The sequence below is a fragment of the Butyricicoccus faecihominis genome (assembly GCF_014648015.1).
Taxonomy (GTDB): Bacteria; Bacillota; Clostridia; order Oscillospirales; family Butyricicoccaceae; genus Agathobaculum; species Agathobaculum butyriciproducens.
This window is the reverse complement of sequence record NZ_BMQH01000004.1, coordinates 187,499-202,516: the sequence shown is the minus strand read 5'-3', so window position 1 is coordinate 202,516 and position 15,018 is coordinate 187,499. Positions and strand designations below refer to the sequence as shown.

The following is a 15,018-nucleotide window of genomic DNA, read 5'->3' as shown; positions in this document are numbered from 1 at the left end:
GGTGCGGTATTCTATTTTCATGGACAAGAAAAGGACGAATATGTATGAAAATTACAACGGCCATTTTTGATTTGGACGGTACGCTGCTCAACACGCTCGGTGATCTGCGCGACAGCGTGACCTATGCCGTCGAGAAGCATGGCTTTCCGCCGGTGAGCATGGAGCAGACGCGCATCCGTATCGGCAACGGCGTGCGCAAGCTGGTCGAGCGCAGCATTCCCGAGGAGAGCCGCACGGACGAGATGATCGATACCTGTCTGGCGGATTTCCGCGCGTTCTACGGAGAGCACATGATGAATCGCACGCATCCGTATGAGGGCATTGTTTCGGTGCTCGAAACGCTCAAGGAGAACGGCGTGACGGTCGGTGTGCTGTCGAATAAGTACGATTCCGCTGCGAAAGCGCTGATTGAGCACTATTTCGGCAATCTGGTGCACATTACCTATGGCGAACGGCCGAATATCCCACGCAAGCCGGATCCGACGAGTGTGCTCGGACTGTTGGACGAGCTGGGCGGTCAAAAGGAAACCACGCTGTACATCGGTGACAGCGCGACCGATATGCAGACCGCAGTAAACGCAGGACTGACCGCCATCGGTGTTACCTGGGGATTCCGCTCGGCGGAGGAACTGCGTGCATCCGGTGCGGACGCGCTCGCATATGAGCCGAGCGATCTGCTGCCGCTGTTTGCGTACGGCGTGCCCGATGTAAGCAAGGCGGAAAAGGCTCTGACCGATTACGGCTTTGGTTTCCGCTACTTTGAAACGAAAGATGAGGCAGTTTCCTACCTGAGAGACACCTGTGCAGGCAAATCCGTGTCGATGGGCGGCTCAATGACGATGAAGCAGCTTGGTTTTCCGGAGAACTTTGCGGACAGCACGGACGCGCACTGGCATTGGATCGACAAGGGCGTGTACTGCCAGATGCCGGACATTTACCTTTCTTCAGCGAACGGACTGAGCGAGACTGGCGAGATCGTCAATATCGACGGCAAGTGCAATCGCGTGGCGGCCACGCTGTTCGGACCAAAACGCTGCATTTTTGTGTGCGGCGTGAACAAGCTGCGTCCCGACCTGCAGAGCGCCATCGAGCGGGCAAGAAATATTGCCGCTCCGCTCAATGCCAAGCGGCTGAATAAAAAAACGCCTTGTGCGGTTGACGGCAGGTGTCACAACTGTAAAAGTCCGGAGCGTATCTGCCGCGCCATGGTCATTCATATGGGCGTGCCGAGCGGATTTGAAAGCTGTGAGGTCGTGCTCATCGGTGAAAAACTGGGCTTCTGACAAAAAGAAAACCGTGTATTTCATCTGAAATACACGGTTTTTTGTTAAATGAGCACCTCAAACACCCATACCATCAGCGGCATGGTGAGAATGGAAAACAGCGTTGTGAGCACATACAGTGCGCTGGAATACTCAGCATCGCGGTCATAAAGCTGCGCCATCGAAGTAACCGTAGCGCATGCAGGCGTGATGCACGCGAGATACACGGTCAGCAGAATGCTGTGTCCATCTGGAATCCAGCTTGCCGCACCGATGACGCGAAGCAGCAGTACTGTGATAATCGGACAGATAATCAGCCGCAGCAGCACAGGAACATAATGCCGACGGCGCATAAACAGCTGGCGGAGCGGCGTGTCCGCAATAACGATACCGGCCAGCAGCATGCCGATCGGGCCGACCATCGCGCCAAGCTGAGAAAACAAATCGTTCACCAGACCGGGCAGCGGCAGCCGCAGGATGAACAGTGCACCGCCGATCAAAATAGCGATGATATTGACATTGCCGATGATCTTTTTCCACTCGAAGCCGCGCGTACCGCAGAGCAGACTGCGGCAGTGCGTCCACAGGAGAACCTGCTGTACGACGAGGAACGCACAGGAATAGATCACATAATCCTCGCCGAGCAGCGCTCGCACCAACGGAATGACCAGAATGCCCGCATTCGTGTAGATGATGCAGGTGCGCTCGATCACATCCAGCCGCAGCGGACGGCGTAGCAGCCGCGCCAGCAGAAGAAGCAGCGCGTGCAGCGCAATCGCCAGTACAAAGGCGTACAGCAATCCGGTAACAACGGCAGGGGTGTAATCCACCTGAAAGGCGTTGATGATGACGCATGGCATAACCGCATACACCATCACGACCGACAGCACGCGGCTGTCCGCACTTTTGAGCAGCCGGGCCTTGACGAGCACGCAGCCGATCAGAAGAATGAGAAACAGCTCGGCAATCTGCTGCGCTAAAATAAGACTGATTTGCATAATATCACTTTCACAGCAAAAAAGAGGGAAAAGTGGAGAGCATACCGCAGCCGGTGTTCTCTCCACTCTTCATTTGCATTGTATTTAGGGCAATACCGCCGCAGCTTTAATTGTGCGGTGTTGCCTTAGAACAGACCGGTGATCTTACCGTTGCTGTCTACGTCGATCTTCTCTGCAGCCGGAACCTTGGGCAGACCGGGCATGGTCATGATCGAGCCGGTCTCTACAACAACAAAGCCTGCACCGGCAGCCAGACGAGCGGTGCGTACGTTGACAACAAATTCGGTCGGACGGCCGAGCAGCGATGCGTCATCGGAGAGTGAATACTGCGTCTTTGCAACGCAGACCGGCAGGTGGCCGTAGCCCATCTCGGTGATGTTTGCCAGCTCCTTCTTTGCGGCAGGCGCGATGGTCACGCCGAGTGCACCGTAAATCTCCTTGGCGATCTTGCGGATCTTGTCCTCGAGCGGGAGCGAATCCTCATACAGCATGTGGAAGTCGGCCTTGCCCTCGTCGAGCACAGCCAGAACCTCGTCGGCCAGCGCCTGACCGCCTTCGCCGCCCTTGGCAAATACCTCGGAGAGTGCTACGCGCACACCGCGCTCGGCACAGTGCTCGCGGATGAAATCCATCTCCTCGTCAGTGTCGGTCGGGAATGCGTTGACGGCAACAACGACCGGTACGCCGAACTTCTTCATGTTATCCAGATGTGCATCCAGATTGCAGATACCGTGCTTCAGCGCATCCATGTTCGGCTGATTGAGATCAGCCTTGGCTACACCGCCGTTGTACTTGAGCGCGCGGACGGTCGCAACCAGTACGATGCAGTCCGGAGCCAGTCCAGCCTTGCGGCACTTGATGTCCATGAATTTCTCTGCGCCGAGGTCAGCACCGAAGCCTGCCTCCGTGATGGCAATATCGCCCAGTTTGAGTGCCAGCTTGGTTGCCTGCACGCTGTTGCAGCCGTGTGCGATATTGGCGAACGGACCGCCGTGCATCAGACAGGGCGTGCCCTCGAGCGTCTGAATCAGGTTGGGCTTGATGGCATCCTTCATCAGTGCCGTCATGGCGCCCTCTGCATGCAGGTCGCGTGCGTAGATCGGCTTGCCGGTGTAGCTGTATGCCACCAGAATATCACCGAAACGCTTTTTCAGGTCGTCCAGATCAGCGGCCAGACACAGGATAGCCATAACCTCGGACGCTACGGTGATCATGAAGTGGTCCTCGCGCGGCACACCGTTCACCTTGCCGCCCAGACCGATGGTGATGTTGCGGAGAGCACGGTCGTTCATGTCCATTACGCGGGTGAACACAATACGGCGCGGATCAATGTTCAGCAGATTGCCCTGCTGCATGTGGTTGTCCAGCATGGCGCACAGCAGGTTGTTTGCTGCCGTGATGGCGTGCATATCGCCGGTAAAGTGCAGATTGATGTCCTCCATTGGAACAACCTGCGCGTAGCCGCCGCCTGCCGCGCCGCCCTTGATGCCGAATACCGGACCGAGAGACGGCTCACGCAGTGCGATAATCGCGTTTTTGCCCTGTTTGCACAGTGCCTGACCCAGACCGACCGAGGTCGTGGTCTTGCCCTCGCCGGCAGGCGTCGGGTTGATGGCGGTAACGAGGACCAGCTTGCCGTTTTCCTTTTCCTTCACCTTGGTCCACACGTCTGCGGACAGCTTTGCCTTGTACTTGCCGTACAGTTCCAGATCATCGGCATCCAGACCGGCAGCGGCGGCAACCTCGGTGATCGGGCGCATCTGACAGCCCTGTGCGATTTCAATATCGGATAACATGAAATTCCTCCTCTATTTTGCAGCGGGTAACATAATATATTCATTATATCAATACTTCGTCCGGTTTTCCATACAAGCACGCGAAAAATTTGCCGAAATTGTTACTCGCAAAGAGGGGTGTGTTGTGGTATCATATAGAAATGTAATTGAGGATGGAAAATGAGTGTGGCAGTGCAAAGCACTGCAATTTAAGGCAACACCGCACAATTAAAGCGGCGGCTCCTTGTGCAGGCTCCGGTCGCACTGCCGCGGTGCTTTGCGGAAATTTTGTGTCCTGACTTTGGCTTCGGTTCCTTGCGCGAGTTCCGTCCGCGCTGCCGAAGTTTTACGGTAATACATCAAGTATTACCGCAAAACTGTGCCTCGTCAGTACGCAAAATTTACTCGCAAATCACTCTTGTTCAATTATGCGGTATTGCCTTAATTCCGCCGCTTTGCGGCGATACCTTAATTTCCGATGCTCAATTCTCAATTTTCCATTTTGAAAGGGAGGGGTTTGATGGACACTGCTCGTTCCATTGTACACTCTGTTACGCATTATATCAAAAACACCGACCTGTATCTGATGCTGCTGGGACTGATCTGCTCGATCTACGGCATGTTCCTCATTTACTCGGCAACGCTCAACCCGGTGACGGCACTGGACGGCTCGACGAAAAACCTGTATGTACAGGGTGCCGCGATCATTCTCGGTCTGGCGGCATTTATTGCGCTCAGTCTGATTGACTTGGAAAATCTGGGCGACCTATGGAAAATATTCGTGATCGGCAACATTCTGCTGCAGTTTCTGCTGTTTACGCCGCTCGGCACTGAGGTCAACGGCCAGCGTGCATGGCTCAATCTGGGCGTGACAAGCCTGCAGCCGGGTGAGCTCGGCAAGCTGATCTTCATCTTCACGATTGCCGCGCACATGACCGAAATACAGGATCATATCACCGAATGGCGCGGACTGGTTTCGGTCGGTCTGCACACGCTGGTAATGATGGGGGCGGTCGTGCTCTCGTCGGGCGACACCGGCATGGCGATCCAGTACCTGATGATCGCGGTTATCATGCTGTTCTCGGCCGGTCTGCCGCTCAAGTGGCTGGGCATTGCTGCCGGAGTCGGTATCGCAAGCGTGCCGATCCTGTGGAATTATGTGCTCAAGGATTACCAGAAAACGCGCATCCTCGTGCTGTTTGACCCGTCCATTGACGTGGAGCAGTCCCGACAGGCGACCTACGGCAAGATCGCCATCGGCTCGGGGCAGTTCACCGGTCAGGGCTGGACCAACGGCACGATGACCCAGATGCAGTATGTGCCGGAGAACCAGACCGACTACATTTTCTCGGTCGCAGGTGAGGAACTGGGCTTCCTCGGCTGCCTGCTCATCATCATTCTGCTGATGGCGCTGATCATCCGTTTGTTTTATGTGGCGTACCGCGCCTCCACGCCGTTTTCGGCGCTGATTGCGGTCGGTGTAAGCGGCATGCTGCTGTTCCAGACCTTTATGAATATCTTTATGAATGTCGGTCTGCTGCCTGTCATGGGCCTGACGCTGCCGTTCTTCTCCTACGGCGGTACGTCTATCGTAACCATGTTCGCCGCGCTCGGCATCGCCGCAGGCGTCAGAATGCGAGAAAAGCCAAGCTGGCTGCAGAACTGATATGGGCACTCCCCCTATGCATACATTGAAAATGCCAGAAAGGATTTTGTAAAATGACCAGACAACAAGCATGGGAGCTTCTTCGCAGGTACAACGCGGAGCCGTTCCATTTACGGCATGCGCTGACGGTTGAGGGCGTCATGCGCTGTTTTGCGGAGCAGCGCGGCTATGACCCGGAATTCTGGGGCATTGTCGGCCTGCTGCACGACATTGATTTCGAGCAGTGGCCGGAGCAGCACTGTGTCAAGGCATCTGAGCTGCTGCGCGAAGGCGGTGCAGATGAGAGCATTATTCATGCGGTATGCAGCCACGGATGGGCGATTTGCGTGGACATCAAGCCGGAGCACGAGATGGAAAAGCTGCTGTATGCAGCCGATGAGCTGACTGGTCTGATCGGTGCGGCGGCGCTCATGCGCCCGTCCAAGAGCGTGCAGGACATGGAGCTCAAGAGCCTGAAGAAGAAATACAAGGATAAAAAGTTCGCGGCAGGCTGCTCGCGTGAGGTCATCGAGCGCGGCGCAGAGCTGTGCGGACTGACGCTCGAGGAGTTGTGGCAGCAAACGTTGGACGCCATGCGTTCCTGCGAGGATTCCATCAACAGGCAGATGGAAGAGATTTAACGAAATATTGTACTTATATGGAATAATCGGGGCATTTGTAATATTACAATGCCCCGGTTTCGTCATATTTCGTTGAAATGTGCCATGTTTTGTGGTAAAATACCATTAAGAATGCCCGCAGCGGGCATGCAGGAAAGCAACCCACCGGCGAAACAGCATGGAGGTTCAAGAATGCGTTTCAAACGAATGATCGCGGTATTTCTGAGTGCGGCGATATATATGACAGCGGGTGCGGCGGCCGCAGAATTGCCGCAGGATGCCGCGGAGACAGAGACCACAGCCATCACGACCGAGACTGCCGCCGAGCGGGATCTGACACAGGATCTGCCGCAGGCGAGAGCGGTCGTCAGCGCGGCAAAGACCACGCACGCGTTTCAGCTCAACGGCAAGGCGGTGACCAATCCGCAGGCGTACTTAATTAACAAGTATAATTATTTCAAGCTGCGCGATGTAGCGTATCTGCTGCGCAACAGCACCGCAGAGTTTGAGGTAGGCTGGGAGAAGTCCACCAACGTTATCACCCTGACGACCGGCAAGAACTACACCGCGGTCGGCGGAGAGCTGAACACGAAGGCACTGTCCAGCGCGGCAGGCAAACCCACCACGGCTATCGTCAAGGTGAACGGCAAAAAGGTTTCGTTCGACGGTTACATCATCAACGGAAACAACTACTACAAGATTGCCGATATGGCGGCTGCACTCGGCTTTACGGCGAATTACGACGTACCCAGCCGCACGGTTTCGCTTAAAACACCGACACCTGCACCGATTCCGGCTTCGTTCACGACCGGTGTGTACCGCGTTAACGTCAATTCGGCGCTGACCGTGCGCAGCGGTCCGGGCAAAACCTATTCCGAAGTCGGCGAGTACGCCAAGGATGCTCTGGTTATCGTGGATAAGCTGTCGAACGGCTGGGCACATCTGCTGGACAGCGCAGGCGGCAGCGGCCGTTACTGCAGCGCGGATTATCTGGTTCGCGTAAGAGATTACAATGCGGCGGTCGATAAGCAGACCGAGCCGACTGTCTCCAAGCCGAGCACACCTTCGACGCCGAGTACACCGGCGACTCCCGACGAGCCGACGACGCCGACTGAGCCGACAACGCCGGATACGCCCGCCGAGACGTTCACAAGCGGCGTGTACCGTGTAACCGTGGACTCCGAGCTGTCTGTCCGCTCGAGCCCGAGCACCTCCGGTACGCTGGTCGGCGTGCTGAAAAACGGTGCGGAAATCGCGGTTGACAGCATCAGCAACGGCTGGGCACATATCATGGATAACGCTTCGGGCAGCGGCCGCTACTGCAGTGCGGCTTACCTGACGCGCGTGCGCGACTACGTCAGCGGCGACGAGGATAACGATCCGATACAGCCGCCGCGCACCTCGCACATTGATGGCGTGATGACGGTCATTATCGACCCGGGTCACGGCGGCAGCGATGTCGGCGGGAACAACGGTGGTTCGCTCGATGAGAAGCATGTCAACCTGTATGTGGCGCAGTACCTCAAGCAGTACCTTGAGGCAGCCGGTGCAAAGGTTATCATGGTGCGCGATACCCTTGAGGAAGGCAGCGAGCTGACGCTGCGCGGCGCTGTTATGAAACAGTATGCGTCCTCGGCGGACCTGTTCTTTAGTATCCACCACAATGCAGCCAACACCACTGCACGCGGAGCGGAAATTCTGGCGCAGATTGCGGACAAGAACGGCGGCCCGACCAAAATTCTGGCGCAGGCGCTGCTCGACGAGTACGAAAAGCTGGGTGTTCCGATTCGCCAGATCGTGTTCCGCGAGGGCAGCCACGGCGATTATTATTACACCAACCGTGCAGCAGCGGCGCTGAATATTCCGGCGCTGACGAGTGAATTCTGCTTCATTGATAACGAGGAGGACCAGAAGTTCATCGACAGTGATGAGGACTGGCAGAAGCAGGCGCGTGCACAGCGCAATGCGATCCTGTATTATTTCACGCAGGTACAGTATTAAAGAGGCAACACCGCGTCTTTCAGGCGCGGTTTGCTTTAACAGAAGGAGATATTTGTTATGACAGAACGGGCAAAACTGGCACAGGATTTTCACAATCAGGGCTACAACTGCGCACAGGCGGTGGCCTGCGCGTACTGCGATCTGGCTGGTCTGGATAGGGAGACCGCCTATAAAATGGCGGAAGGCTTCGGCTTTGGCATGGGCTGCATGGAGATGTGCGGCGCGCTGAGCGGTGCGTTCATGCTCGCGGGCATGAAGAATAGCGCAGGACTGGATCAGCCGGGCACGACCAAGGGTCAGACCTATAAGGTCACGAAAATGCTCAAGGAGAAGTTTGAGCAGAAGAACGGCGCGTATCTGTGCCGCGACCTCAAGGGCGTAGCCGACGGCAATGTACGGCGCTCCTGTCCGGGCTGCATTGAGGATGCGTGTGAGCTGATTGAGGAATACCTCACGAAATAAAAAGAAAATCCCTTTCTCGACTGAGAAAGGGATTTTTTGTGCAATTCGGAGGGTAGCGGCGGGGTGAGGTCACCCCGCCCTACGGTATGTCGTGTGATTATGGTGTATGCGACAAAACATTTGGCAGAATGTATCGGGTAGGGCGGGATGCCCCATCCCGCCGTTCCACAGAGAATCTGCACGATAACAAATCAAAACTTACAGATTAAACACAATGCCGCATACCGCGCCGATCAGGATAAACACGATCGGGTGCAGCTTTTTGAGCTTCCAGATACCGAGCGACAGCACGAGAAAAATAATTATCGCCGGAACATTGATGACCGAGCCGAGACTTGCGATGCCTGACCAGTTTTCCGTATGCAGCAGCGCTGCGACAAACACCTCGAGCATTGCGCCGAAGATCAGACCCGCGGACGCCGGACGCAGACCGTAAAAGCCGTTCTTGACCAGTGGAGAGTCGCGGAACTTATCAAGCGCACGCGATACCAGAATGATGATGATGACCGACGGCAGCACAAGCGAGCAGGTTGCCATGAGGGCACCGGGAATGCCGGCCGCGTGGAAGCCTGCATACGTTGCCGAGTTGACACCCATCGGACCGGGTGTGGATTCGGAGACTGCGATCATGTCCATCAGATCGTTCGGCGTGAACCACGGATACCGCAGCGAAATCTGCTTGAGGAAGGGTAGGGTCGCCAGTCCGCCGCCGATGGCGAACAGACCCGCCTTGAAAAATTCGTAAAACAGCTGAAGGAAGATCATGCGCGTCTCCTCCTGATCATGCCGATAGCGATACCGGCAATAGCGGCCACAATGACCATCACAACCGGCGATACGCCGAAGAAGGCGACAGCCGCGAACGTAACGAGCAGGATAACGCTGGTCGGCACGTCAACAACGCCCTTTTTCGCCATTTTCCACACGGACTGCAGCACGAGCGCGCAGACCGCGATGCGGATTCCGGCAAACGCGTGCTGCACGACAGCCAGATGCGCAAACTGCTGGATAAATGCGGCGATAATCGTGATAATAATCAGCGATGGCGTGATCATGCCCGCCGTGGCGGCAATGCCGCCGAGAATGCCGTGCGTCTTGCAGCCGATGAACGTGGCGGTGTTCACCGCGATAACGCCCGGGGTGCACTGGCCGATGGCGTAGTAGTCCATCAGCTCGTCCTCAGTTGCCCAGTGACGGTTTTCAACGACCTCGCGCTGCAGAATCGGCAGCATGGCATAGCCGCCGCCGAACGTGCATACGCCAATCCGTGCACATGTGAGATATAGATCAAGGTAAGGATTCAAATGATACAGTCCTTTCGTCAGGAGATAACTTCAATAGTATACACCCGTTATCGAAAAATGAACAGAATAATCCTGTTAAGAGAATGAAAAAAACGCTCAAAGCAGCAGCTCCAAGCGTTTTCTGTTTACTTTGCGGGAATGACTTCCAGCCAGTAGCCGTCCGGGTCGGAGATGAAATAGATGCCCATTGCCGGATTTTCAAAGCAGATGCAGTCCATTTCCTTGTGCTTTGCGTGCGCGGCATCGAAATCATCCACGCGGAAGGCCAGGTGGAACTCGTTGTCACCGAGGTTGTACGGCTTGTCCCAGTCGCGCAGCCACGTCAGCTCGAGCAGATGCGGCGTTACGCCATCGGTCAGGTATACAATAATGAAGCTGCCGTCCGGTGCGTTGATGCGGCTGGATTCGGTCAGACCGAGAGCCTCCTTATAAAAAGAAAGCGAGCGGTCCAGATCGCGGACATTAAAATTGTTGTGTGCAAACGAAAATTGCATAATGATATCCTCCTGATTGCGAATCTACGGTTACTGTACCATGAAGCCGCAGAAATTGCAAGCGGACGGCGAAAAGATACAAAACCGGTTTGCATTTAGTGTTGAAATTTCTACAATGGCTTGCTATAATTAGGTTGAATATTTGCGTCCCAAAAAGGAGGCAGGGGTTTGAAAAAGAGATTACAGAATATGCTGGCTCCCAACAGCGTAATTTTTTATGTGCTGTTTTTCCTGTTTGCAGTCGTGGGACTTTATTTCTCCCGCGTGTACGGTGCGGCAGGTATTGTGGTGTGCATCATCCTGCGGATTGTTTCGCTGCGCATGAATGCGGCACGGCGGCGGCAGGTGCAGGAGCTGATGAACAACATCGAGGTAGACGGCGGAGAGATCCGTCCGGCGGTGACGCGCTCGCCGCTGCCGACAGCTGTTGCGCTGGCTACCACGGGCGAGATCGTATGGGCGAATGACGCATTTGCGGAAATCAGCGGTCGGGGGACTGCGGTAAGCGGCGTTCGCATGGGCGAGATCGCACCGACGTTTGAGACCGGCTGGCTCATCAAGGGGCAGACCGCGTTCCCGGGAGAGCTTGGCATCGGCAAGCGGCAGTACCATGTATTCGGCAGTATGGTGCAGAGCGGTGCGGGACAGCTGATGATGCTGCATTTTATCGACTGCACCGAGTTTGTCCGTCTGCGGGATGCGGCTGAGACTACCCGTCCGGCTATCGCGGTTATCGCGATCGACAACTACGAGGAGCTGGTCAAGAACACCACCGACTCGGAAAAATCCAACATTCTGGCGGGCATTGACAAACGTCTGTTTGCCTGGGTGAAGGACTCAAGCGCCGTACTGCGCAAGTATGACCGCGACAAGTATATCTTCGTGATCGAAAACGCCGAGCTGGACAAGCTGGTCGCGCGCAAGTTCTCTGTTCTGCAGGAGGTGCGCGAAATTGAGAACCACGAGGGCGTTGTAGCTACCCTGTCCATCGGTATCGGACGCGACGGCGAAACGCTTGCAGAAAGCTATCAGTTTGCCGGACTCGCTGTCGACATGGCGCTGTCCCGCGGCGGCGACCAGGCGGTTATCAAGAATAAATTTAACTTTGCCTTCTTCGGCGGATTGAGCGAGGAAGTCGAGAAGCGCACCAAGGTCAAGAGCCGCGTGGTTGCCAACGCACTCAGCCAGCTGATCCGCGACTCGTCTCAGGTGCTGGTCATGGGCCACAAGAACAGCGATATGGACGCCATCGGCGCTGCTGCCGGTATGGTCTGTGCCGCGCGTGTCAAGGGCAGACCGGTGCACATTGTTGTGGACCGTCAGCACACCATGGCAAATGACCTGATCGAACGGCTGGAAACCCAGTCTGAGTACAAGGGCGTGTTCATCAGCGCCGAGGATGCGATGATCGCGTGCGATTTCAACACGCTGCTTATCGTGGTGGACGTAAACCGTCCCGGCTATGTGGAGAGCGCGGCGCTGCTCGAATCCATCAACAAGATCGCAGTCATTGATCATCACCGCCGTGCGGCAGATTATATCGAGAACGCAGTCGTATCCCTGCACGAGCCGTATGCGTCGTCCGCATCCGAGCTGGTCAGCGAGCTGCTGCAGTATCTTGTGCCGACCAGCGGCATCCTCACCTGCGAGGCGGAAGCCATGCTGGCAGGTATTTATCTGGATACCAAGGGCTTTGCAACGCGCACCGGCGTCCGCACATTTGAGGCGGCAGCGTATCTGCGCCGCGCAGGTGCGGAGTCGAGCGATGTCAAGCGCCTGTTCCAGTCCAGCTTTGACCAGTATATGGAACGTCAGAAGCTGATCTCGTCCGCGCGCAACTGCGGTCAGGGCGTTATCTTCGCTATCACCGGCGAGGAGGTAGACCGTATTGCGGCCGCACAGGCAGCAGACGAGCTGCTGTCCATCATCGGCACACATGCAAGCGTTGTTGCGTTCCGCAGCGGCGATGATATGGCGGTTTCCGCTCGTGCGGCAGGCCACGTCAATGTGCAGCTGCTGATGGAGAGACTCGGCGGCGGCGGCAACCATTCGGCGGCCGGTGCACAGCTAAAAAACACCACGCCGGAGGAGGCCGACAAGCTGATCACGGATGCCATTCGCGGCTACTTCGACGATCAGCGGACCGAGAAACAGGACGAAAACAAATAACAGTCTGTCGGAAAAGGCGTTTCACGACAGCCGTAATTAGACCGAAAAGCAGGCGAAGCTGTTCGCCGCATTCGATATAGCAAACACAAAAGGAGTAATCACCATGAAAGTAATTCTCAAGGCCGACGTTAAGGGCAAGGGCAAAAAGGGCGAGCTGATCGAGGTCAGCGAGGGCTACGGCCGCAACTTCCTGATGCCGCGCGGTCTGGCAGAGCCGGCAACCGCGGATAACCTGAACGTCAAGAAGGCGCAGGATGAGGCACACGCACGCAAGATCGCACTCGAGCAGCAGGCAGCCCGCGAGGCAGCCGAGAAGCTCAAGGAGAGCCCGGTAAAGGTTCCGGCCAAGGGCGGCACGGGCGGCCGTCTGTTCGGCGCTGTTACCTCCAAGGAAATCGCTGAGGAGCTGAACAAGCAGTACGGTCTGAACGTACCGAAGCAGAAGATCGTGCTCGAGGAGCCGATCAAGACCTTCGGTGTACACCGCGTAAAGGCAAAGCTGTATCAGGATATCGCAGGCGAGATTCTGGTGCAGGTAGTCGAGGCGTAATCTGCATCTATAGGGGGTATCCAATACCCCCTATATACGCCGGTCGGTTCCGGAGAAACCGACCGGCGATACCCCCGGACGCGCTCCAAGAGCGCTGGGTCGGGGTGTAAAAAGTCACGCGCATGTCGCGACTTTTTACGGACACGGCAATGCCGTGTCCTATTTCATGCCGTGCGTGGAACGCACGGTCGCTGCGGCGGGACCGAGATGCTCGCCGTACCATTCGGTACGGCTGCATCTGAGGTTGCGCTTTGCAAGCAAAGCAGGATTTGATTGACGCAGGCGATGCCTGCGTTGTCATTTTTTGTTCCTCATTCTCAATTCTCTATTTTCCATTCTCAATTTGTTAGCGGAGGGAGGTAAGTAAGTGCCCGACGAACTTTTGATGCGGCAGGTGCCGCAGGATCTGACTGCGGAGCAGTCGCTTTTAGGCGCGATGTTGGTCGATCCGAACTGCATTCCCGAGGTCATCGAGCAGGTGCGCGCCGATGATTTTTACGCGGAAGAAAACAAGCGCATCTTTGAGACTATCTACTCGATGTTCAACGGCGCACAGCGTATTGACCCGGTAACCGTTCTGGATATGCTCACGCGCATGGGCTACTACGACGAGGCCGGCGGCCGCGCGTATCTCTTTCAGCTGATGGAGGTCACGCCGGGTGCGCGGAACGTCAACGAGTACGTCCGCATCGTGCGTGACAAGAGCCTGCTGCGCCAGCTGGCGGATGCGGGCAGCGAGATTCAGCAGAACGCCCTCGAAGCCCACGGTGAAGCCTCCGGCATTGCCGAGCTGGCGGAGCAGCGTATTTACAGCATCCGTCAGGGACGTGAAATTAAGGGTCTGTCACGGCTTTCTGAGGTTATCGCTGATCTGTATACCGAACTGGACGAGCGTGCCCGGTCGGACAGTGAAATTCCCGGCATGTCCACCGGCTTCCACGCGCTGGACACGGCGCTGACCGGTCTCAATAAATCCGACCTGATTCTCATTGCGGCACGACCCGGCATGGGCAAGACCGCGTTTGCGCTCAATGTGGCGCTCAATGCGGCTAAGGCAAGTGTTAAGAATAAGGAGCGCGGCGACAAAAAGGGCACCGGCGTGTGCGTGTTCCAGCTTGAGATGGGCAAGGAACAGCTGGCCAGCCGTTTCCTGTCAAGTGAGGCGCTCATTGAGTCGCAGAAGCTGAAAACCGGTAATCTGGACGGTGACGATTGGGTAAAGATCGCGCGTGCGTCCGGCGTACTGGCAGGACTGAATATCTATGTGGACGACAATCCGGCCATCACGGTTGCGGAGATCAAGGCGAAATGCCGCAGACTGGGTGACGAACTCGGTCTGATCGTCATCGACTATCTGCAGCTGATGCACGTCGGCGGCCGTCACATGGATAATCGTGTGCAGGAGGTCGCAGAGATTTCACGTTCGCTGAAAATTATGGCGAAGGAACTCAATGTTCCGGTCGTGTGTCTGTCGCAGCTGTCGCGTGCGTCCGAGCAGCGCTCGGATAAGCGCCCGATGCTGTCCGACCTGCGAGAGTCCGGCGCGATCGAGCAGGACGCTGACATCGTTATGTTTATCTACCGCGATGATTATTACGATGACGAGAGCGAGAACAAAAATATCGCAGAAATTATCATTGCGAAAAACCGTCACGGTGCGACCGGCACCATTGAGCTGCAGTGGGTCGGTCAGTACACGACCTTCTCCAACCCGGACCGCATTCACGAGGAGTAAGCC

General features: G+C 56.2%; 13 protein-coding genes. 8 read left to right on the top strand and 5 right to left on the bottom strand.

Going from position 1 to position 15,018, the window contains the following annotated elements:
* Positions 1–44 precede the first annotated feature (44 nt).
* Positions 45–1,283, top strand: a complete 1,239-nt coding sequence (locus IEY11_RS14870) for an HAD-IA family hydrolase (protein WP_243183963.1) — start codon at positions 45–47, stop codon at positions 1,281–1,283.
* A gap of 44 nt (positions 1,284–1,327) precedes the next feature.
* Here IEY11_RS14870 and IEY11_RS05670 read toward each other — a convergent pair whose 3' ends face one another.
* Both IEY11_RS05670 and IEY11_RS05665 read right to left on the bottom strand, forming a co-directional pair.
* Positions 1,328–2,260, bottom strand: coding sequence for an AEC family transporter (locus IEY11_RS05670; protein WP_188886043.1), 933 nt, complete (start codon positions 2,258–2,260; stop codon positions 1,328–1,330).
* 125 nt (positions 2,261–2,385) lie between these two features.
* Positions 2,386–4,056, bottom strand: coding sequence for a formate--tetrahydrofolate ligase (locus IEY11_RS05665; RefSeq protein WP_118729117.1), 1,671 nt, complete (start codon positions 4,054–4,056; stop codon positions 2,386–2,388).
* A 499-nt stretch (positions 4,057–4,555) separates the two neighbouring features.
* Here IEY11_RS05665 and IEY11_RS05660 point away from each other — a divergent pair, with 499 nt between their 5' ends.
* The 4 genes from IEY11_RS05660 (at position 4,556) to IEY11_RS05645 (ending at position 8,763) form a co-directional block, all read left to right on the top strand.
* Entirely contained in the window at positions 4,556–5,701 is a 1,146-nt protein-coding gene (locus IEY11_RS05660) for an FtsW/RodA/SpoVE family cell cycle protein (protein WP_158578275.1), read from the top strand.
* Between the two features lie 53 nt (positions 5,702–5,754).
* Complete coding sequence (locus IEY11_RS05655) at positions 5,755–6,321, top strand: hydrolase (protein ID WP_118478860.1); 567 nt, start codon at positions 5,755–5,757, stop codon at positions 6,319–6,321.
* A 171-nt stretch (positions 6,322–6,492) separates the two neighbouring features.
* Positions 6,493–8,301, top strand: a complete 1,809-nt coding sequence (locus IEY11_RS05650; RefSeq protein WP_188886042.1) for an N-acetylmuramoyl-L-alanine amidase — start codon at positions 6,493–6,495, stop codon at positions 8,299–8,301.
* 57 nt (positions 8,302–8,358) lie between these two features.
* Positions 8,359–8,763 (top strand): C-GCAxxG-C-C family protein, encoded by a 405-nt coding sequence (locus tag IEY11_RS05645; protein WP_188886041.1) that lies wholly within the window; start codon positions 8,359–8,361, stop codon positions 8,761–8,763.
* Positions 8,764–8,961: 198 nt separating this feature from the next.
* Here the strand turns inward: IEY11_RS05645 and IEY11_RS05640 are convergent, their stop codons facing one another.
* From IEY11_RS05640 to IEY11_RS05630, 3 genes are all read right to left on the bottom strand, one after another.
* Positions 8,962–9,528, bottom strand: coding sequence for a chromate transporter (locus IEY11_RS05640; protein WP_118284982.1), 567 nt, complete (start codon positions 9,526–9,528; stop codon positions 8,962–8,964).
* The gene (locus IEY11_RS05635) at positions 9,525–10,067 is read right to left on the bottom strand and encodes a chromate transporter (protein ID WP_188886040.1); all 543 of its coding nucleotides are present in this window, start codon (positions 10,065–10,067) and stop codon (positions 9,525–9,527) included. Before IEY11_RS05635 ends, IEY11_RS05640 begins: the two co-directional genes overlap by 4 nt.
* 125 nt (positions 10,068–10,192) lie before the next feature.
* Positions 10,193–10,561, bottom strand: a complete 369-nt coding sequence (locus IEY11_RS05630) for a VOC family protein (RefSeq protein ID WP_110436123.1) — start codon at positions 10,559–10,561, stop codon at positions 10,193–10,195.
* Between the two features lie 168 nt (positions 10,562–10,729).
* Here IEY11_RS05630 and IEY11_RS05625 point away from each other — a divergent pair, with 168 nt between their 5' ends.
* From IEY11_RS05625 to dnaB, 3 genes are all read left to right on the top strand, one after another.
* Positions 10,730–12,730, top strand: coding sequence for a DHH family phosphoesterase (locus IEY11_RS05625; RefSeq protein ID WP_116705160.1), 2,001 nt, complete (start codon positions 10,730–10,732; stop codon positions 12,728–12,730).
* 103 nt (positions 12,731–12,833) lie between these two features.
* Positions 12,834–13,280 carry a 50S ribosomal protein L9 gene (gene rplI, locus IEY11_RS05620; RefSeq protein ID WP_110436125.1) on the top strand — a complete coding sequence of 149 codons (447 nt, stop codon included), beginning with the start codon at positions 12,834–12,836 and terminating at the stop codon, positions 13,278–13,280.
* A gap of 367 nt (positions 13,281–13,647) precedes the next feature.
* Positions 13,648–15,015, top strand: a complete 1,368-nt coding sequence (gene dnaB, locus IEY11_RS05615; RefSeq protein ID WP_188886039.1) for a replicative DNA helicase — start codon at positions 13,648–13,650, stop codon at positions 15,013–15,015.
* The last annotated feature ends 3 nt before the right edge of the window (positions 15,016–15,018 follow it).